Origin of the sequence: Sphingomonas sp. BLCC-B65 (assembly GCF_028550675.1) — a bacterium.
GTDB lineage: Bacteria > Actinomycetota > Actinomycetes > Actinomycetales > Microbacteriaceae > Microbacterium.
Window position 1 is genome coordinate 387,011 of the sequence record NZ_JAQQGL010000001.1, and the last position, 18,790, is coordinate 405,800.

16 protein-coding genes and 4 tRNA genes are annotated in these 18,790 nt (G+C 69.0%); 9 read left to right on the forward strand and 11 right to left on the reverse strand.

Translation table 11 applies throughout. The annotated features are described in order from the left end of the window. Positions 1-14 precede the first annotated feature (14 nt). From PP359_RS01915 to PP359_RS01935, 5 genes are all read right to left on the reverse strand, one after another. Positions 15-524: a glycine cleavage system transcriptional repressor gene (locus tag PP359_RS01915; protein ID WP_016465230.1), complete on the reverse strand. Its 510-nt coding sequence runs from the start codon at positions 522-524 to the stop codon at positions 15-17. 16 nt (positions 525-540) lie between these two features. Next, complete coding sequence (locus tag PP359_RS01920) at positions 541-1,326, reverse strand: COG4705 family protein (protein ID WP_499249793.1); 786 nt, start codon at positions 1,324-1,326, stop codon at positions 541-543. A gap of 410 nt (positions 1,327-1,736) precedes the next feature. Then, positions 1,737-1,808: transfer RNA gene (locus PP359_RS01925), tRNA-Val, on the reverse strand. 28 nt (positions 1,809-1,836) lie between these two features. After that, positions 1,837-1,907: transfer RNA gene (locus tag PP359_RS01930), tRNA-Cys, on the reverse strand. A gap of 67 nt (positions 1,908-1,974) precedes the next feature. Continuing rightward, positions 1,975-2,047, reverse strand: a tRNA-Gly gene (locus tag PP359_RS01935). 160 nt (positions 2,048-2,207) lie between these two features. On the opposite strand from PP359_RS01935, the gene PP359_RS01940 reads away from it, so the two are divergent. The 3 genes from PP359_RS01940 to PP359_RS01950 all read left to right on the forward strand — a co-directional run bounded on the left by PP359_RS01940 (position 2,208) and on the right by PP359_RS01950 (position 3,195). Next, a tRNA-Val gene (locus PP359_RS01940) sits at positions 2,208-2,283 on the forward strand. 84 nt (positions 2,284-2,367) lie between these two features. Further along, positions 2,368-2,766: a hypothetical protein gene (locus tag PP359_RS01945; protein ID WP_499249794.1), complete on the forward strand. Its 399-nt coding sequence runs from the start codon at positions 2,368-2,370 to the stop codon at positions 2,764-2,766. Positions 2,767-2,847: 81 nt separating this feature from the next. Next, on the forward strand, positions 2,848-3,195 hold the full coding sequence (locus PP359_RS01950; RefSeq protein ID WP_499249795.1) for a YnfA family protein: 348 nt from the start codon (positions 2,848-2,850) through the stop codon (positions 3,193-3,195). Between the two features lie 20 nt (positions 3,196-3,215). Here PP359_RS01950 and PP359_RS01955 read toward each other — a convergent pair whose 3' ends face one another. The 4 genes from PP359_RS01955 to PP359_RS01970 all read right to left on the reverse strand — a co-directional run bounded on the left by PP359_RS01955 (position 3,216) and on the right by PP359_RS01970 (position 7,598). Next, entirely contained in the window at positions 3,216-3,779 is a 564-nt protein-coding gene (locus PP359_RS01955) for a type II toxin-antitoxin system PemK/MazF family toxin (RefSeq protein WP_499249796.1), read from the reverse strand. Positions 3,780-3,868: 89 nt separating this feature from the next. Then, complete coding sequence (locus PP359_RS01960; protein ID WP_036315736.1) at positions 3,869-5,140, reverse strand: ammonium transporter; 1,272 nt, start codon at positions 5,138-5,140, stop codon at positions 3,869-3,871. Between the two features lie 191 nt (positions 5,141-5,331). Further along, the gene (gene zapE, locus PP359_RS01965; protein WP_112931523.1) at positions 5,332-6,360 is read right to left on the reverse strand and encodes a cell division protein ZapE; all 1,029 of its coding nucleotides are present in this window, start codon (positions 6,358-6,360) and stop codon (positions 5,332-5,334) included. After that, positions 6,357-7,598, reverse strand: a complete 1,242-nt coding sequence (locus tag PP359_RS01970) for an alpha/beta hydrolase family protein (RefSeq protein ID WP_499249797.1) — start codon at positions 7,596-7,598, stop codon at positions 6,357-6,359. Before PP359_RS01970 ends, zapE begins: the two co-directional genes overlap by 4 nt. 25 nt (positions 7,599-7,623) lie before the next feature. On the opposite strand from PP359_RS01970, the gene PP359_RS01975 reads away from it, so the two are divergent. The 4 genes from PP359_RS01975 (at position 7,624) to PP359_RS01990 (ending at position 12,851) form a co-directional block, all read left to right on the forward strand. After that, positions 7,624-8,229 carry a DUF3000 domain-containing protein gene (locus PP359_RS01975; RefSeq protein ID WP_036315730.1) on the forward strand — a complete coding sequence of 202 codons (606 nt, stop codon included), beginning with the start codon at positions 7,624-7,626 and terminating at the stop codon, positions 8,227-8,229. Beyond that, positions 8,222-9,418, forward strand: coding sequence for a ribonuclease D (locus PP359_RS01980; RefSeq protein ID WP_112931520.1), 1,197 nt, complete (start codon positions 8,222-8,224; stop codon positions 9,416-9,418). Before PP359_RS01975 ends, PP359_RS01980 begins: the two co-directional genes overlap by 8 nt. Before the next feature lie 72 nt (positions 9,419-9,490). Then, positions 9,491-10,693 (forward strand): thiolase family protein, encoded by a 1,203-nt coding sequence (locus tag PP359_RS01985; RefSeq protein WP_061683123.1) that lies wholly within the window; start codon positions 9,491-9,493, stop codon positions 10,691-10,693. 13 nt (positions 10,694-10,706) lie between these two features. Beyond that, positions 10,707-12,851 (forward strand): 3-hydroxyacyl-CoA dehydrogenase NAD-binding domain-containing protein, encoded by a 2,145-nt coding sequence (locus PP359_RS01990; RefSeq protein ID WP_295778348.1) that lies wholly within the window; start codon positions 10,707-10,709, stop codon positions 12,849-12,851. Positions 12,852-13,026: 175 nt separating this feature from the next. Here PP359_RS01990 and pepN read toward each other — a convergent pair whose 3' ends face one another. Then, the gene (gene pepN, locus PP359_RS01995) at positions 13,027-15,540 is read right to left on the reverse strand and encodes an aminopeptidase N (RefSeq protein WP_499249798.1); all 2,514 of its coding nucleotides are present in this window, start codon (positions 15,538-15,540) and stop codon (positions 13,027-13,029) included. A gap of 42 nt (positions 15,541-15,582) precedes the next feature. Here pepN and PP359_RS02000 point away from each other — a divergent pair, with 42 nt between their 5' ends. Then, positions 15,583-16,260: a TetR/AcrR family transcriptional regulator gene (locus PP359_RS02000; protein ID WP_499249799.1), complete on the forward strand. Its 678-nt coding sequence runs from the start codon at positions 15,583-15,585 to the stop codon at positions 16,258-16,260. Next, positions 16,257-16,760, forward strand: a complete 504-nt coding sequence (locus tag PP359_RS02005; RefSeq protein WP_499249800.1) for a hypothetical protein — start codon at positions 16,257-16,259, stop codon at positions 16,758-16,760. Before PP359_RS02000 ends, PP359_RS02005 begins: the two co-directional genes overlap by 4 nt. A 6-nt stretch (positions 16,761-16,766) precedes the next feature. On the opposite strand, the gene dxs is transcribed toward PP359_RS02005, so the two are convergent. Beyond that, positions 16,767-18,746 carry a 1-deoxy-D-xylulose-5-phosphate synthase gene (gene dxs / locus PP359_RS02010; RefSeq protein ID WP_499249801.1) on the reverse strand — a complete coding sequence of 660 codons (1,980 nt, stop codon included), beginning with the start codon at positions 18,744-18,746 and terminating at the stop codon, positions 16,767-16,769. Positions 18,747-18,790: the final 44 nt, after the last annotated feature.

The window sequence follows — 18,790 nt, forward strand, 5'->3', positions numbered from 1 at the left end:
GATACCCTCTCGGCTCAGGCGACGGTGAGATCGACCTGGATCTCCCCCGCGAGGGCTTCGAGTGCCGAGGTGAGCGTCTCGGCATCCGCTGCGGCCGGCAGGCTGACGGTGACGGTCGCCTCGAACAGTGTGCCCCCGGACATCGGCGCGTCGAGGGTGCGGCTGCGGAACGTGTCGATGCTGAGCGCGTGCGCGGCGATGGCGGCGGTGACGTCGCGGACGATGCCCGGGCGGTCGTTGCCCAGGACCGTGAACGAGACGGTGTGAGGCGCGTCGGCGGATGCCGCGGCCGGCGCGTCGTGCGTCGTCACACGCAGCAATCCGTCGAGGCCGCTGAGGGCGCTCGTGAGGGCCCGCTGCTGGTCGTCGGGCACCGCGACGAGCACGATGCCCGCGAAGGCGCCAGCCAGCTCGGCGAGTTCGCTCTGCTCCCAGTTGCCGCCGTGATCGGCGATGGTGCGGGCGAGAGCGCTGACGAGTCCGGCACGATCGTCGCCGACGACGGTGAGCACGAGGTGGGCCATGCGGCGAGCCTAACGCTCAGGCTGCGGCGGGTGCGAGGCTCGCCGCACGCCGCCCCATCATCGCCACGAGAACGACCATCAGAAGGGCCAGAGCAAGCGCCACCCAGCCGGATCCGATGCCCGCGCCGCCGTCGGCGGCCGGCTTCGCGAGGGCGTCGGCGACGGAGGCGCCCCACGGTCGTGTGAGGACGTACGCGGCCCAGAACGCCGGCACCGAGGGCCAGCGGGCCCACCGGAAACCCGCGGCGATCGCTGCGATCGCCAGCGTGAACAGGGCGATGGAGCCGACGTACCCGATGCCGAGGCCCACCGCCGTCAGGTCTCCGACGGCGGTGCCGAGCGCAAAGGTTCCGACGACGGCCGCCCAGTAGAAGAGCTCACGGCGTGTCGTCGTGATCGCGTGCACGGACAGGGTCCCCTCCGAGCGGCGCCACGCCGCGAAGACGACCGCCAGGCCGGCGGCGCCGATTGCCGCGGTGAGGATGTACGGCACGCCCAGGGCGACATGCATCACATCCGCGGCCATCGTGCCGAACACACCGACGGCGGCGACGGCCATCCAGTACGCGGTTGGGCCGTATCGCCGGCGCGTGAGCTGGAAGCCGACGGCGCCGACGAAGAAGGCGAAGCCGAGAAGAACCGCGAGCTCGGGAGCCATGATGCGAATGGAGTAGTCGGAGACGGCTTCACCCAGAGCGGTCGACGTGGCCTTCGTGACCCAGAAGATCAGGGTCGGCTCGGGTACGCGCGACTGTGCAGCCGGCGGGGGAAGCTGATCGGGCAGGTCGCGCAGGTCAGGCACTCTCCGATGATGTCGGCATCGCTCCAAGACGGCGCCAAGAAAGCGCACCGAGACGGGGAACGGCACGCCGAGCGACCTGCGGCGCCGGGCGATGGCAGGTGGCTACGGTGAGAAGGTGAACGGTCTGGGGACCATCACATCGCAGAGCCGTCTCCCGAGACGACCTGCGCAAGGCGGGACGTCAGATGCAAACGTCCCGCCTTTTTCGTTGCCTCCCGGCCTCGGCAAGCTCTATGGTGATCGTGATGGCCTGGGGGTCATCGAGTTCCACTTTCGATAGCTGATGCGAGCTATGGAGAGGCGGGTCGCAGTGCCGCGTCCCGCCTCTCTGCGTTTCCAGCGTCGAACCCGCATGTTGCACGGCCCGCATTCGGGCACAAAAAAACCCCGGCTGACCGGGGTTGTTCTTGTGCGCGATACTGGGATCGAACCAGTGACCTCTTCCGTGTCAGGGAAGCGCGCTACCGCTGCGCCAATCGCGCCTATACAGGCTTATTCAGTTATGAGGCGAGGTGGCGACGGGATTCGAACCCGTGTAAACGGCTTTGCAGGCCGGTGCCTAGCCGCTCGGCCACGCCACCGTGTGGATTAACCGTGTGGTTTGACCCCACGTGCCGTGATCGCTTCGAAAAACGATCCCTGCACTTGAGCGGATGACGAGACTCGAACTCGCGACCCTCACCTTGGCAAGGTGATGCGCTACCAACTGCGCTACATCCGCGTGCTCCCTGGTTGCCCCGGGAACTTGATCGACTTTAGCCGACTATTTCGCCATCGCAAAACTGAGCGCGCCCCGCGCGTGTCCCGGTGTGTCGGATGCCGGACGATTCGTGCCGGAGCCCGGCATCCGGTAACATCGAGTCTCGGCCCGCACGGGTCTTGGGCGATTGGCGCAGTTGGTAGCGCGCTTCCTTCACACGGAAGAGGTCATCAGTTCGAGTCTGGTATCGCCCACCATCAAACCCCCGGCTCAGCCGGGGGTTTTCTCTTCACGGCGTACCGCCGGACGCCCGGCACCGCACGCCGCGTAGCGTCGCGGTCATGAGCGTCTCCCCCGGCATCCGCGTGACGCTGGTGGTCGTCGCCCTCTTCAACCTGGTCTCGGCTCTCGCCGGTTGTGTGCTCCTCGTGGTCGCGGGCGGCGACAGTGTCGGAATGCCAAACGAATGGCTCGCGCGCACGCCTTTTCCCTCCTGGGCGTGGCCGGGACTCATCCTGGGCGTCGTCGTCGGCGGCACTCAGCTGGTGGCGCTCATCGCGCAGCGAGGACGGTACGTGCTCGCGTGGGGGCTGCACGCGGCATCCGGTCTCGTGATGATGATCTGGATCTTCGTCGAGATCGCCCTGCTGCTGGTGTGGTCGCCGCTGCACGGCGTGTACTTCCTCACCGGGCTGGTGCAGACGGTGCTCGCCGTGCTGGCGCTCGGTGCGTGGCCGTAGCCCTTCTTCGCGCGGATGCCGAGGCGATCGCGCACGGGAGTGGGAAACACGACCGACACGCCGTCCTGACACACTGGCCTGATGAACACCGCCCGGATCATCGTTCTGTTCGTCCTCGCGGCGATCGCCGAGATCGGCGGCGCCTGGCTCATCTGGCAATCGGTGCGCGAGAATCGGGGCTGGCTCTTCGCCGTCCTCGGCGTGATCGCCCTCGGCTGCTACGGGTTCGTCGCGGCCTTCCAGCCCGACGCGCACTTCGGGCGCGTGCTGGCCGCGTACGGCGGAGTCTTCGTCGCGGGCTCGCTCGCATGGGGAATCGTGATCGACGGCTTCAAACCCACGCTGTGGGACTATGTGGGCTCGGCTGTGGCCCTGCTCGGCGCCGCGATCATCATCTTCGCCCCTGCGCTCCAGCGTGCTTCGGAGTAGGCTCCGAAGCCCCCGCCGCCTCAGACCTCGTTCAGCCAGCCGTAGCGCCCTTGCAGAGCCGCAGCGACGGCGGCGAACCGTCGGCGATCCAGTGCTGCGGCCTCGCGCCGCATTCCTCGCACGTGCACGCTGTACAGCTGCTCGATGTCGACCCACGAGGTGCGCCCCTGCGAGTCCCACGGCCCGGTGCCGATGGAGAGATAGTCGCGGTCGCCGTCGTGCGCCTTGCTGGTCAAACGAACCGCGAACACACGGTCGGCCCCGTCGTGGCCGATCACCAGTACGGGGCGGTCCTTGCCGCGCCCGTCGTTCTCCTCGTATGGCACCCAGGTCCACACGATCTCGCCGGCATCGGGAGCGCCGTCGCGCTGCGGGGCGTATGTGATCGTCAGCCTGCCCCGCGCCGGTGGGCGGACCTCGCGGGTCGCCGTCTGCCCGCCCTGACCGGGACTGAGCGTGGGTGTGGTGGTGGGGCGCGACCGGGGACTCTTCGCCGGCGCCGAGGGGCGTGAGCGGCCACCGAGGAGGCCGAGGATCCCCCGAACGAGGGACGTCAGGGGGCCGCGGCCGTCGCGAGATGCCATGGCTTCACGCTACCAACCGCTGTCGCGCGTCTGCGCACGGCGAAGGGGCGCCGGACCGTGAGATCCGACGCCCCTTCGATGGGTGCGAGTCAGTCGACGAGCGCGTAGCCCTCTTCACCGTGCACGACGGTGTCGATGCCGGCGATCTCGTCCTCGTTCTTCACGCGGAAGCCGATCGTCTTCTCGATGATGAAGCCCAGCACGTAGGCGACCACGAAGGAGAACACCAGCACCGTGACGGCGGCGATCGCCTGGAGGATCAGCTGCTCGGCGTTGCCGCCGAGGAACAGGCCCGTGCCCGTGGCGAAGAAGCCGAGGTAGAGCGTTCCGATCAGACCGCCGACGAGGTGGACACCCACGACGTCGAGCGAGTCGTCGAAGCCGAGACGCCACTTGAGCTCGACCGCGAGGGCGCAGACCGCACCGGCGATGATGCCGAGCAGCAGCGACCAGCCCGGCGCCAGGTTGGCGCAGGAGGGCGTGATGGCGACGAGGCCGGCGACGGCACCCGAGGCGGCGCCGACGGCGGTCGGCTTGCCGTCCTTGAGCTTCTCGACGATCGCCCAACCGAGGATGGCCGCCGCGGTGGCGCCCAGCGTGTTCAGCACGATGAGGCCGGCGGGCGAGCCGACGCCGGCGATGCCGGAGAGGATGTCACCGCTCGTGCCCTCGGGGGCGGCGTAGAAGGCCGCGGCGCCGGCGTTGAAGCCGAACCAGCCGAACCACAGGATCGCTGCTCCCAGCATCACGAGCGGCACGTTGTGCGGCTTGTGGATGCCCTTCTGGAAGCCGACGCGCTTGCCGAGCACCAGGGCGAGAGCGAGGGCGGCTGCACCGGCGTTGATGTGGACAGCGGTTCCGCCGGCGTAGTCGATCACCTCGGTCGAGAAGCCCAGGGTGGTTCCGAGGTTGAAGATCCAGCCGTTGGTGTTCCACACCCAGCCGGCGACGGCGAAGTAGTCGATCGTCGCGAAGAAGAACGCGAAGATCATCCACGAGCCGAAGCGGGCGCGGTCGGCGATGGCGCCGGAGATGAGGGCCACGGTGATGATCGCGAAGGTGGCGCCGTAGGCGACGGCCGTGAGGTTCACGGTCGCGTTCTCACCGGTTGCCATCGCGCCGAGGCCGAAGTCGGAGAAGGGGTTGCCCAGGATGCCGCCCCACCAGTCGGCGGTCTGCATGTTGTATCCGTAGAGGATCCAGAGCACCGCGACGAGACCCATCGCGCCGAAGCTCATCATCATCATGCTGATGACGCTCTTCGCCTTGACGAGGCCGCCGTAGAAGAAAGCCACGCCCGGCGTCATAAAGAGCACGAGAGCCGTAGCGGCGATATACCAAGCGAGATTTCCGCTGTCCATGAAGGTCCTCACTGATGTGTTGTGTAACTCGGACCGGGTCGCCGCGGTTTCGGGGTCGGGACGTCCCAGCGCACTCAGTGTTGCGGTACGCGGTTACCGCCGGTATCCGCGTCGTGTTTCGCGTTGGTTACGCGCGCCGCGTCCAGGTAAACATCACGTTTCGGGGTGGCGGGCATCGCCGCTGAGGGCGATCAGGAATGCGTGAGCGCGTTGAGGCGCGAGATCGCGCGCAGGTATTTCTTGCGATAGCCGCCCGCGAGCATCTCTTCGCCGAAGACCTCGTCGAGGGGGCGACCGGTCGCGCGCACCGGGATCTGCGCGTCGTATGCCCGGTCCACGAAGGCGACGAAGCGCAGCGCGGCGGACTGGTCCTGAAGAGTGATCACGTCACGCAGGCCGATCATCGACAGGTTCTCGATCAGGCGCACGTAGCGCGAAGGGTGCACGGTCGCGAGATGGCGGATCAGTTCGGCGAACGCGTCGTCCGAGACGACACCGGATGCCGCGGCGCCATCGATCGCCGCGCGGTAGGCGTCGTCGTCGCACACCTCGGCGTGCCCATCGAGGGCGCGCTGACGGTAGTCGGTGCCGTCGATGCGAATGGTCTCGAAGCTCGATGCCATGGCGTGGATCTCGCGGAGGAAGTCCTGCGCGGCGAATCTCCCTTCGCCGAGCGCATTGGGCGGGGTGTTCGATGTCGCCGCCAGCCGCGTGCCGGTGGGGACCAGCTCCCCCAGCAGCCGGGTCATCACCATGGTGTCACCCGGGTCGTCGAGCTCGAACTCGTCGATGCACAGCAGGTCCGCTCCGCGGAAGAGCTCGACCGTCTTCTGATACCCGAGTGCTCCGACCAACGCGGTGTACTCGATGAACGATCCGAAGTACTTCCGTCGCGCCGGCATCGCGTGATAGATGGCCGCGAGCAGATGGGTCTTGCCGACGCCGAACCCGCCGTCGAGATACACTCCCGGCTTCATCTCCGGCACCTTCTTCGCGCGGCGGAACAGTCCGCCGCGCTCAGCCGGGCCCCCGCCGAGGCTGAACGCGATGAGCCGTTCCTTGGCCTCCTGCTGCGAAGGAAAAGACGGATCGGCGCGATACGTGTCGAAGGTCGCACCGTCGAACTGCGGCGGCGGCACGAGTGCGGCGACCATTTCTGCGCCGGACACCGCCGGCTGACGATCGACGAGGCGAATCGTGCCGGAGTCGGTGGATGTCATCGTTCTCCCTCATCGACCGCCGGTGCGCTCACCAGGTCGTGTGCGCGCAGCCAATCGCCGATCGCGTCGGTCCAGCGCTGCTGGTCGTAGTTCCAGAGCTTGGTGTGTCTGGCGGTGCGGAACACCTGCAACTCGACGAGATCGGGTCGCGCATCGGCCAGACGATGCGATGCGCTCGACGGAACGAATCCGTCATCGTCGCTGTGCAGGATCAGGACGGGATGGCGCAGTTCGGCGGCGCGCGCCACGATGTCGAGCCGGTCGAGCGGAATGGGTCCGTCGGCGCCGATGGCGGGAGCCGCCCATCCGGTGCGGAGGGCCCCCATCGCCAGATCGGTCACCGGCGTGGGCACGTGCAGCGCCCGGGCCTGGTAGGTGAGGACGGTGCGCCAGTCGACGACGGGTGAATCGAGGATGACCCCTTCGATCTGCTCGCGATGCGCGGAGCCGAGCGACGTCTGCAGGGCGATCGCACCCCCCATCGACCAGCCCATCAGCACGATGCGGCGGGCACCATGGCGCAGGGCCCAGCTGACGGCGGCATCGACGTCGCGCCACTCGGTGGCGCCGAGCGCGTAGGCTCCGGCACGGCTGCGCGGAGCCTCACCGTCGTTGCGGTACGACACGACGAGCGACGTGATGCCCAGGGCGTGGAACACCGGCACTGCGCGCAGGCATTCGGCTCGCGTCGTGCCACGACCGTGAATCTGGATGACCCAGGTCTCGTGGTCCGCGTCGCTCCGCGGCTCGGCCGGGAACAGCCAGGCCGGACAGGCGCCGATCGCGGCAGGCACGTGCTCGTGCGTGAAAGACAGATGGAGCTCTTCCGGCCGCTCGTAATACCAGCCGCTGAACGCCGCATCGGCGGCGAGGCTCGATTCGCCGCCGACCTGCGTGAGGAGCTTCCGCTTGACGGTCTCGCCGTCGCTCGCCAGCACAGAGCCCACTTTGAGATAGTCGGCCGAGCCGGTCGTGAACAGGCCGTAGCGCCCCGGCAGTACCGTGTCGGGCGTGCGCGCCAGCGTGATGGTCTGGGCGGGCACGTCGATGTCGACGATGCGCGTGTCGGGCACGCGCCGTGACGGCGTGACCACGCGTCGGGCCATGCGAAGGGCGACGGCGAATGCCATCGCGGCCGTTGCCAACAACGCCGCCGCAAGGGAGAGGGCAAGCATCCGCAGGGTGGCCGGAGCGCCGATTCGTGAGGCGCCGAGGGCGGCGCGCCTGGGTGCCTTCATCGTGGGCCCATCCTAGTCTGTGACCGTGGATGACACCCGTCCCGCCGCTGAGACACCGGCCTTCGCGCGCGCCGCAGAACAGCTGCGGTCCCTGACCTTCCGGTCCGACTTCTCCGTGCGTGAGATCGCCGCCCCGACGAGCCTCGCCCCGGAGGCGATCGCCTTCGCGGGAGACGTCCGTCCGGATGCGGACGGGCTGGACTCGCCGTATGGAACCGGGCGTTTCGTGCTCATGCACGACCCGGCCGAACCGGACTCCTGGGGTGGTCCGTGGCGTATCGTGTGTTTTGCGCAAGCTCCGCTCGAACCCGAGATCGGCGTCGACCCGTTGCTCGCGGACGTCGCCTGGTCATGGCTCGTCGATGCGCTTCAGACGCGCGGGGCGGCCTTCCATGCAGAGTCCGGAACGGCGACCAAGACCCTGTCGAAGGGGTTCGGCTCGCTCGCCGAGGAGGGTGACGGGGCGCAGATCGAGTTGCGGTCGTCCTGGACGCCCGCGGGCGACCTGAGCGCCCACGTGGAGGCGTGGGCGGAGCTCGTGTGCATGCTGGCGGGTCTGCCGCCGGGATCAGAGGGCATCGCCGTGTTCGGTTCGCAGCGGGGTGCATCAGGAAGGGGAACGCGTGGCTGAGTACGACGTCATCACGGATGCCGCCGGGCTCGCCGCCGCCGCCACCGCGCTCGCCGCGGGCACCGGCCCCGTCGCCGTCGACGTGGAGCGTGCATCCGGCTTCCGATACTCCCAGCGGGCGTACCTCATCCAGGTGTACCGGCGCGATGCCGGCGTCTTCCTCATCGACCCGCCGGCGGTGGGCGATCTGTCGCCGTTGCAGGATGCGATCGGTGGCATCACCTGGATCCTCCACGCCGCGAGCCAAGACCTCCCGTCGCTGCGCGAAGAGCACCTCGAGCCGCCGCAGATCTTCGACACCGAACTCGCTGCACGTCTGCTCGGGCATGAGCGGGTCGGCCTGGGCGCCGTCGTCGAGGACACCCTGGGGATCACCCTCGCGAAGGCGCATTCGGCGGCGGACTGGTCGACCCGTCCGCTTCCGCAGCCCTGGCTCGAGTACGCCGCGCTGGACGTGCTGCATCTGGTCGACGTCTTCGACGTGCTGCGCGACGAGCTCGAGGAGCAGGGAAAGACCGATATCGCGGCTCAGGAGTTCGAGACGGTGCGCACGCGGCCCGTCAAGCCCGCTCGCGAGGAGCCCTGGCGGCGCCTCAGCGGTCTGCACACCGTGCGCGGTCGTCGCGCCCTCGCCGTCGCCCGGGCCCTGTGGATCGCGCGCGAGGAGTACGCACGCGAGCAGGACACCTCGCCCGGTCGGCTCGTCCCCGATCGGGCGCTGGTGGCGGTCGTCATCGCCGATCCCAAGACCAAGCAGGACCTCGCTCGCGTCAAGGACTTCACCGGCCGTGCGAGCCGCAGTCAGCTCGATCGTTGGTGGGCCGCGATCGAGGCGGGCCGTGCCGATCCCGCACTGCCCGCCGAGCGCGCGTCCGGCGACGGGATGCCGCCCCCGCGCGCGTGGGCGGAGCGCAACCCGGCAGCCGACCTCCGACTGAAGGCGGCGCGCCCGCTCGTCGAACAGCTCGCTGTCGAGCTGCGGATGCCGACCGAGAATCTCCTGACCCCCGACACGTTGCGTCGTGTCGCATGGGCTCCCCCGGCCGAGATCGACCCGGCATCCATCGGTGACGCGCTCGCGGCCCACGGCGCCCGGCCCTGGCAGATCGAGGCCACGGCGGCGGTGATCGCCGGCGCCTTTGTCGAATCCGTGCAGACAGCCGAGGCTGCGTCCGACCTCGCGTCGTAGAATCGATCCAAGCGTTTCTGTGAGACTGAGTTTCATCGTACGCTGGACTCAATCTCAACCCTTGGAGGCAGTGTGGCCGAGCTCTCGGACGTCTACTTCGTCGATGGAATGCGCACCCCGTTCGGTCGCGCCGGCGAGAAGGGCATGTACTGGAACACCCGCGCGGATGACCTCGCGGTCAAGGCGACGATCGGACTCATGGCCCGGAACACCGCTGTTCCCGCCGCTCGCGTCGACGACGTCGCCATCGCCGCGACCAGCCAGACCGGAGAGCAGGGCCTGACGCTCGGGCGCTCGGTGGCCATCCTCGCCGGCCTGCCGCAGACCGTGCCCGGGTTCGCGATCGATCGGATGTGCGCCGGTGCCATGACGAGTGTCGCCATGATGGGAGCCTCGATCAGCGCCGGCATGTACGACGTCGCCCTCGCCGGCGGCGTCGAGCACATGGGCCACTACCCCATCGGCGGGAACGCCGACCCGAATCCCCGGTTCGTGGCCGAGAAGATGGTCGATCCGGGTGCGCTGAACATGGGCGTGACCGCCGAGCGCATCTTCGACCGGTTCCCGCAGCTGACCAAGGAGCGCTCCGACCGTTTCGGCATGCTCAGCCAGCACAAGGCGCAGGCCGCCTACGAGGCCGGCAAGTTCCAGCCCGATCTGGTTCCCGTCGCCGTGAAGGATGCCGAGGGAAGCTGGGGCCTGGCCACGGAGGACGAGGGCCGTCGCCCGCAGACGACGATGGAAGACCTTGCGGCGTTGAAGACGCCGTTCCGTCCGCACGGGCGGGTGACGGCAGGAACGTCCTCACCGCTGACCGACGGCGCCACGATGTCGCTGCTCGCCGGCGGCGGTGCCGTCAAGGAGCTCGGGCTCACCCCCAAGATGCGCATGGTCTCCTTCGCCTTCGCCGGCGTGCAACCCGAGATCATGGGCATCGGCCCGATCCCGTCGACGGAGAAGGCGCTGAAGAAGGCCGGGCTTACGATCGACGACATCGGTCTGTTCGAGTTGAACGAGGCCTTCGCGGTGCAGGTGCTGTCCCTGCTCGATCATTTCGGCATCGCCGACGACGACCCGCGGGTCAATCAGTGGGGTGGGGCGATCGCCCTCGGCCACCCGCTCGCCGCGTCGGGTGTGCGTCTGATGATCCAGCTCGCCGCGCAGTTCGCCGAGCGACCAGATGTCCGCTACGGACTCACCGCGATGTGCGTGGGGCTCGGGCAGGGCGGATCGGTCATCTGGGAGAACCCGCACTACAACGGCCGCAAGCGCTGAGAGGACGACGGACATGACGAACTACGACGAGATCGACTTCTCCGCCCTCACCGCGCTCGCCGACGGCGAGGTCGTCACCCATTCGCGGGTGCGCGACATCACCCTGCCCTCGGGCAAGATCCTCGCGCTCATCACGCTCGACAACGGTCGCGACCACACGCGGCCCAATACGCTCGGTCCGGCCACACTGACCGAGCTCGGGGCGACGCTGGCGAGCCTCAAGGCCCGTGCGGCGGCCGGCGAGATCCAGGCCGTAGGCATCACGGGCAAGCAGTACATCCTCGCCGCCGGCGCGGACCTCTCCGACATCACACGGGTCGGCTCCAAGGACAACGCCCGTCTGGTCGCGCAGCTCGGGCACAAGGTGCTCGGGTCGCTCGGCGAGCTCGGAGTGCCCTCCTTCGCCTTCGTCAACGGTCTCGCCCTCGGCGGGGGGCTGGAGATCGCGCTGAACTCGACGTACCGCACGGTCGACGCCTCCGCAGCCGCGATCGCCCTGCCCGAGGTGTTCCTGGGGATCATCCCCGGCTGGGGCGGCGCGTACCTGCTGCCGAACCTCATCGGCATCGAGAACGCCCTCGAGGTCGTCATCAGCAACCCCTTGAAGCAGAACCGCATGCTGAAGCCGCAGCAGGCTTATGACTACGGCATCTTCGACGCGATCTTCCCTGCTGCGACCTACCTCGAGAGCTCGCTCGCCTGGGCCGACGGGGTCCTGACGGGGGCCGTCAAGGTGGAGCGGAAGAACGAGCCGGGCAAGATCGAGCGGCTCACCAAGTGGCCCATCGCGATCAAGGTCGCGCGCGGCATGCTCGAATCCAAGATCGGCACCGTCCCCCGCTCCCCCTACGCCGCACTCGAGCTGCTCGACAAGGCGAAGGGCGGAACGAAGGCCGAGGGCTTCGCGCGCGAAGACGAGGCCCTGGCCGATCTCGTCACGGGCGACCAGTTCGCGGCATCCATGTACGCGTTCGATCTCGTGCAGAAGCGGGCCAAGCGGCCCGTCGGCGCTCCCGACAAGACCCTCGCGAAGAAGGTCACGAAGGTCGGCATCATCGGCGCGGGACTCATGGCGAGCCAGTTCGCGCTGCTGTTCGTGCGCAAGCTCCAGGTGCCGGTGCTCATCACCGACCTCGACCAGGCCCGCGTCGACAAGGGCGTCGCCTACATCCACGACGAGATCGGCAAGCTCGAGGCGAAGGGTCGCCTCGACGCCGACGCCGCGAACAAGCTCCGCGCGCTCGTGACGGGCACGACCGACAAGAGCCTGTACGCCGACTGCGACTTCGTCATCGAGGCGGTCTTCGAGGAGGTGGGCGTCAAGCAGGCCGTCTTCGGCGAGATCGAGAAGATCGTCGCCGAGGACGCCATCCTCGCCACCAACACCTCGTCGCTGTCCGTCGAGGAGATCGGGGCGAAGCTCGAGCACCCCGAACGGCTCGTCGGCTTCCACTTCTTCAACCCGGTCGCCGTCATGCCCCTGATCGAGATCGTCAAGACGCCGACCACGACGGATGCCGCGCTGTCGACGGCCTTCGTCGTGGCGAAGGGCCTCGGCAAGAACGCCGTGCTGACGGCGGATGCTCCGGGTTTCGTCGTCAATCGCCTCCTCGCCAAGGTCATGGGCGAGGCAGCGCGTGCCGTCTACGAGGGAACCCCCGTCGCGGATGTCGAGAAGGCGTTCGCGCCGCTCGGACTGCCGATGGGACCCTTCCAGCTCATCGATCTGGTCGGGTGGAAGGTCGCGGCGCACGTCCAGGACACGATGGTCCACGCGTTCCCCGACCGTTTCTACGCGAACGAGAACTTCCACCAGCTCGCCGAGCTGCCGGAGGTCGTCGAGAAGGACAAGGGCGGGCGCGTCACCGGCTTCTCCAAGGCGGCGGAGAAGGCGCTGAAGGGGCATGTGGGCTCCGCCCCGGCATCCGCCGACACGATTCTTCGGCGCGTGCAGGACGGCTTAGCCACCGAGATCAAGCTGATGCTCGACGAGGGCGTCGTTCCCGAGGTCGAAGACATCGACCTGTGCCTGATCCTCGGCGCCGGCTGGCCGTTCATCGACGGCGGGGCTTCGCCGTACCTCGATCGCGAGGGTGCATCCGAGCGCGCGTTCGGCGACACCTTCCACCACCCGCCGATCCGCGGCATCGGCGCCTGACGCGCCGTCTCCCGCCCTTCGCCCGTCACCACGGATTCGGATGGTGGCAACGGAATCGGATGCCGCATTCGCCCGTCACCACGGATTCGGATGGTGGCAACGGAATCGGATGCCGCATTCGCGCGGCATCCGATTCCGTTTTCCGTCTCCGCTTCCGGTGTGCGCGAGCGCGCGATCAGCTCGACGGCTGTGCCGCCCGCACGCGCAGATCGCGTGCGAGGCCGTCGCGCTGCTCGATGACGAGGCGGCGCAGGGCTCCGGGTGCGTCGGGGTGGTCCCGCAGCCACGCGTCGGCGGCGTCGAGCGACGGGGATGCCGGAAAGAGGCCGACCACAAGGCGCCGGGCGATCTCGATCGACCGCGACCGCCACGCGGGCAGGATGCGCGCGAAGTACTCGTCGTCGAATCCGGCGATGAGGTCCCGCCGCCCACCGGCTCGCACGCCCGCGATCGTCGCGTCGAGGTGGTCGTTCGTCAGTGTCTCGTCCGACCACGCGTCGTGCCAGCCGCGGGCGCGGGTGTCGGCGTCGGGGCGGGCGGTTCGCGCCGTGCGTGCGGCGACACGACCGGACGCGGTGTCGTCGGCGCGGAGCTCGCGCTCGATGTCGGTGTCATCCGCGTGGGCCGTCGCGGCGAGGGCGACGAGCCACGCCCAGCGTAGATCGGGGTCCAGCCGCAGCCCCGCCGGGGCGGGCGCGGAGTCGGCGAGGATCGCGCCGAGGTCGGTCGCCCGGTCGTCGCAGACCGCCGCCGCCGCACCCACGGCGCGGGCCCAGATGAGCTGGGCGTCCGAACCGGGAACCGCGCGCTGCAGGGCGCTCCACGCCGTCTCCAGCCAGCCGGCCGCCAGCGCCGGCCGGTCGCGATCGGCGGCGAAGTGGGCGATCGTGAACGCGGCCCGCGTCGCGGCCTCGGTGAGCAGGGCTGCGTCGGTCTCCCGCGGCGCATGCCGCGCGACGATGTCGACGTAGTCCGTCGCGGGCAGGATGCCGTCGCGCACCGCGTTCCACAGCGACGCCCAGACGACCGCTCGCGCCAGCGTGTCGTCGATCGTGGACAGTCCGCGCGCGACGGCATCCGTCGACGCGGCATCCAACCGCACTTTCGCGTACGTGCGGTCGTCGTCGTTCGGGACCACCAGCACGACGTCCTCGAGCGGTGCGTCGGCGAGGAGGGTCCGTGCGCCGACGATGTCGGCGGAGGCCGAGCCACGGCGGACGAGACGGCCGTCGGCCTCCGCGTACAGTCCGACGTTCACACGGTCCGGGCGGACCTCCGACACCGCCAGAGCGAGGCCTTCCGCGGTGCGCTCGGCACGCACGTCGGCGACCCCGGTCGTCTGCAGCCACGCGGCGCTCCAAGCCCGCAGGTCGCGTCCCGAAGCCTCTTCGAGAGCCTGCAGCAGATCGGGCAGCGTCGTGTTGCCGAAGGCGTGGCGGGCGAAGTAGCGCTGAGCACCCCGGAAGAAGGCGCCTTCGCCCACGAACCCGACGAGCTGTTTGAGCACCGAGGCGCCCTTCGCGTAGGTGATGCCGTCGAAGTTGAGCTTGGCCGCCTCCAGATCCGGGATGTCCGCGACGATCGGATGCGTCGTGGGCAGCTGGTCCTGCGTGTACGCCCATCCCTTGCGCCGGGTCGCGAAGCTGACCCAGGCGTCCGGAAACCCACCGACGGCCGCCGCGGCGTGCGTCCCCATGTAGTCCGCGAACGACTCCTTGAGCCACAGGTCGTCCCACCATCGCATCGTCGCGAGGTCGCCGAACCACATGTGCGCCATCTCATGGAGGATCGTGTTCGCGCGCGCCTCGCGCTGCGCGGCCGTGGCGGCGCCGCGGAACACATACGCCTCTGTAAAGGTCACGAGCCCGGGGTTCTCCATGGCGCCCAGGTTGTACTCGGGCACGAAGATCTGGTCATACGTGCCCCAGGGGTAGGGGTAGTCGAAGGCCTTCTCGAAGAACGACAGTCCGCGGCGGGTGATGTCGAGGATCTCATCCGCGTCGAGGTGTGCGGCCAAGGATGCGCGGCAGAGCACGCCGAGGGGGATCTCGCCGTCGGCGCCGGCGTACGTGCCCTCGGCGCGATGGTAGGGACCTGCGGCGACCGCGGTGATGTAGCTGGACAGCGGCAACGTCTCCGCGAAGCGGACACTCACTCCCCCGTCGACCTCCTCCCGCGACGACTCGGCGCCGTTGGACAGCACCGCCCACCCGGTGGGCGCGGCGACGGCGAAGCTCCAGTGCGCTTTCATGTCGGGCTGTTCGAAACACGGATAGACTCGCCGGCAGTCCGCCGGCTCGTACTGCGTGTAGAGGTAGGTCGCACCGTCCACGGGATCGCGGAACCGGTGAAGCCCTTCTCCGGAGGTGCTGTAGCGGGCCGAGGCCTCGATGCGGACAACGTTCGCCGTCGCTGCGTCGGAGTGGAGTCCGGAGATCTGGACGCGGGCCCCGTCCCACACCACCGGCTGGGACCGTCCGTTCACCGTGACGGCGTCGACGGCCGCGCCGATGAAGTCGACCCAGGTCCTGTCGGTGCTCGCGGTGAACTCCAGCGTGGACCGTGTCGGAAAGGTCGTGGCGGCGGCATCCGGAGCCGAACGCAGGTCGAGATCGACCTCGACGGCGTGCAGGCGGATGGCGGCGGCGCGAGCCGCCGTCTCTTCGCGGGTGAGGTTGGCGGAGCTCATCCATCCATGCTGTCACGGTACGGACTGTGCTATTTTTCGAACATGTTCACTTCTGAGGAGCCGTCGTCCAAGAGCGAGCGGACGCGTGCGCGCCTTCGCGAGATCGCGCTGACGTCGTTCCGGGACCGAGGGTACGACGCGACGACCATGCGTCTGATCGCGCAGGAGGCGGGCGTGTCCGTCGGCAACGCGTACTACCACTTCGCCACCAAGAACGATCTGGTCCAGGAGCTCTATCTCGAGGTGCAGCGCGGCCATCACGCTGCGGCGGTTCCGGCTCTCGTCGATGCGGACGACCTCGTCGACCGCATCGCGATCGTGTATCGCACGGGGCTCGACCAGCTCACCGCGTACCACGAGCACGCCGCCGAGTTCCTCTCCGCCGCCGTCTCGCCGCGCTCGGAGATCAATCCTCTCGCCGAGGCGTCCGGCGAGGCCCGAGCCATCACGGAGGGCCTGTTCGCGGAGGCGGTGCACGGGGCGCGTTCGGGAACGGTCCCGAAGGACCTCGCTGAGGCGCTGCCCACGGTGCTCTTCCTCGCGCACCTGTTGCTGGCGCTCTTCTGGGTCTATGACCGCTCGGAAGGACAGCAGCGCACGCGCCGTCTGCTCGATCGGGGTCTCGCGTTGCTGCGGACGACGCTGCCGCTCGCGCGCCTGCCGATCGTGCGCGGGGTCGTGCGCGACCTGCTCGGGCTGATTGCGGAGGCGGGCCGGTGAGCGAGCCGAATCGGTCCCGCGTGTTCACGAGCGAGCAGCTCTGGCGTGGTGCGACGCACGCGTGGCTGGCGTTCATGGTGCTGCTCGCGGCGGCGATCGTCGCGTGGACGCTCGCCGCCGGCAGCGCGCCCTTCGATCCGTCGACCCTCACGATGGCGGCGTACGCGGCCGTCTGGGTCGCCTTCTTCGGCGGGCTCGTCTCGATGGTGGTGACGATCGTCGGACTTCCCGTTGCCGCCGCCGTCGGCTACGCGCTTCGTCGCGTGCGGCGCGGCTGGATCCACCTCGGTGTTTTCGCGGTTTTCGGTGCCGTCATCGGTGCGGCGGCGATCGCCGTCTTCGCCGCGCTGTCGAGCGCGGTGACCCTCGATCCGGCATTCGTCACGCTGACGCTCGGCGTCTGCGCGGCCGCGACGGTCTACGGCCGGTGGCAGGGCGCGCGGACGCCGCAGCGGCGAGCACCCGTGATGGAGGAAGAGGACCTCCGGCTCGACGGCTGATTGTGATCAGCCGCGGCCGTCGCCGTGGTCGGCGTGCTCCGAACCGGCGGCGCCGCCCTGGACGGTCCAGATGGCACCCGTCTCGGTGGAGGGCCGCGCGATGGGGATACGCGTGCCGAGCACCTGCGCGACGACGTCCTGCGCGATCTTCGCGGCCGACAGGCCGGCGTCTTCGAGGATCTGCTCGCGTGTCGCATGATCGATGAAGGCATCGGGAAGGCCGAGCTCGTCGACGGCCGTGTCGACGCCCGCTTCGCGCAGCACCTGGCGCACGCGCGTTCCGACGCCACCGACGCGGATGCCGTCCTCGATCGTGATCACCAGGCGATGGGCGGCCGCGAGCTTCACGATGGAGGGTTGCACGGGAACGACCCAGCGCGGATCGACGACGGTCGCTCCGATGCCCTGGGCGCGCAGACGCTCGGCGACTTCGACCGCGAGCTGCGTCATCGGGCCGATGCCGACGAGCAGAACGTCCTCGGCCCCGTTCTGCCACAGCACGTCGACACCGTCCGAGAGGCGCTTGAGGGCCGGCTGCTCGACCGCGACGGCGCCCTTGGGAAAGCGGATCACCGTGGGGGCGTCGTCGACAGCGATCGCCTCGTCGAACTCCTCCCGCAAGCGGGCTTCGTCGCGGGGTGCGGCGATGCGGATGCCGGGGACCAGCTGCAGCATCGCGAGATCCCACACACCATGGTGGCTGGGGCCGTCGGGCCCGGTCACACCCGAGCGATCGAGAACGAACGTCACTCCCGCGCGATGCAGGGCCACATCCATGAGCACCTGGTCGAAGGCGCGGTTCATGAACGTCGCGTAGATCGCAACGACGGGATGCAGCCCGCCGAACGCGAGCCCCGCCGCGGAAGCCACCGCATGCTGCTCGGCGATGCCGACGTCGTAGACACGGTCGGGGAAGCGCTGCGCGAACGGCTGCAGGCCCGTCGGGCGCAGCATCGCCGCGGTGATCGCGATGACGTCGTCGCGACGCTCTCCGGCCGCGACGAGTGCATCGGCGAAGGCGTCGGTCCAGGCGACGGCATCCGAAGAGCCCAGCGGCTCGCCCGTCGCCGGGTCGATCTTGCCGACGGCGTGGAACTGATCGGCCTCGTCGTTGCGCGCGGGTTCGTAACCGCGGCCCTTCTCGGTGATGACGTGCACGATCACGGGGGCGCTGTAGTCCTTGGCCAGCTGCAACGTCTCCTGCAGCGCGACGAGGTCGTGTCCGTCGATCGGCCCGAGGTACTTGATGTCCAGGTTCGAGTACAGCGCCTCGTTGTTGGAGAAGCGCGAGAGGAATCCATGCGTGCCGCCGCGGACACCACGGTAGACGGCGCGACCCATCGGTCCGAGGCGACGGAAGAAGGATGCCGAGCTCTTGCGCAGGCTCTCATAGCCCTCGGTGGTGCGTACCCGGTTCAGATAGCGAGCCATCCCCCCGATCGTCGGAGCGTAGGAGCGTCCGTTGTCGTTGACGACGATCACCAGATTGCGATCGTTGTCGTCGGAGATGTTGTTCAGTGCCTCCCAGGTCATCCCGCCCGTCAGCGCGCCGTCACCGACGACAGCGACCACGTGGTGATCCTTGCGGCCGGTGCGGGTCAACGCCCGGGAGATGCCGTCCGCCCAGCTCAGCGAACTCGACGCGTGCGAGGACTCGACGACGTCGTGGACGCTCTCCGCGCGTTGCGGGTAGCCGGCGAGTCCGCCGCGCGAGCGCAGGCCGCGGAAGTCCTGGCGGCCGGTGAGCAGCTTGTGCACATACGACTGATGGCCGGTGTCGAAGACGAAGGGGTCGTCGGGTGAGTTGAAGACCCGGTGCAGCGCGATGGTGAGCTCTACGACACCGAGGTTCGGTCCGAGATGACCGCCCGTGCGCGCCACGTTCTCGACGAGGAAGTCACGGATCTCCTGCGCGAGCTGCTCGAGCTGCTCGGTGGACAGGGAGTCCAGGTCACGCGGACCGGTGATCGAAGCGAGCAGACTCATCCTCCGAGTCTACGTCGCCCAAACGCCGACGCCCCGGCATCGGC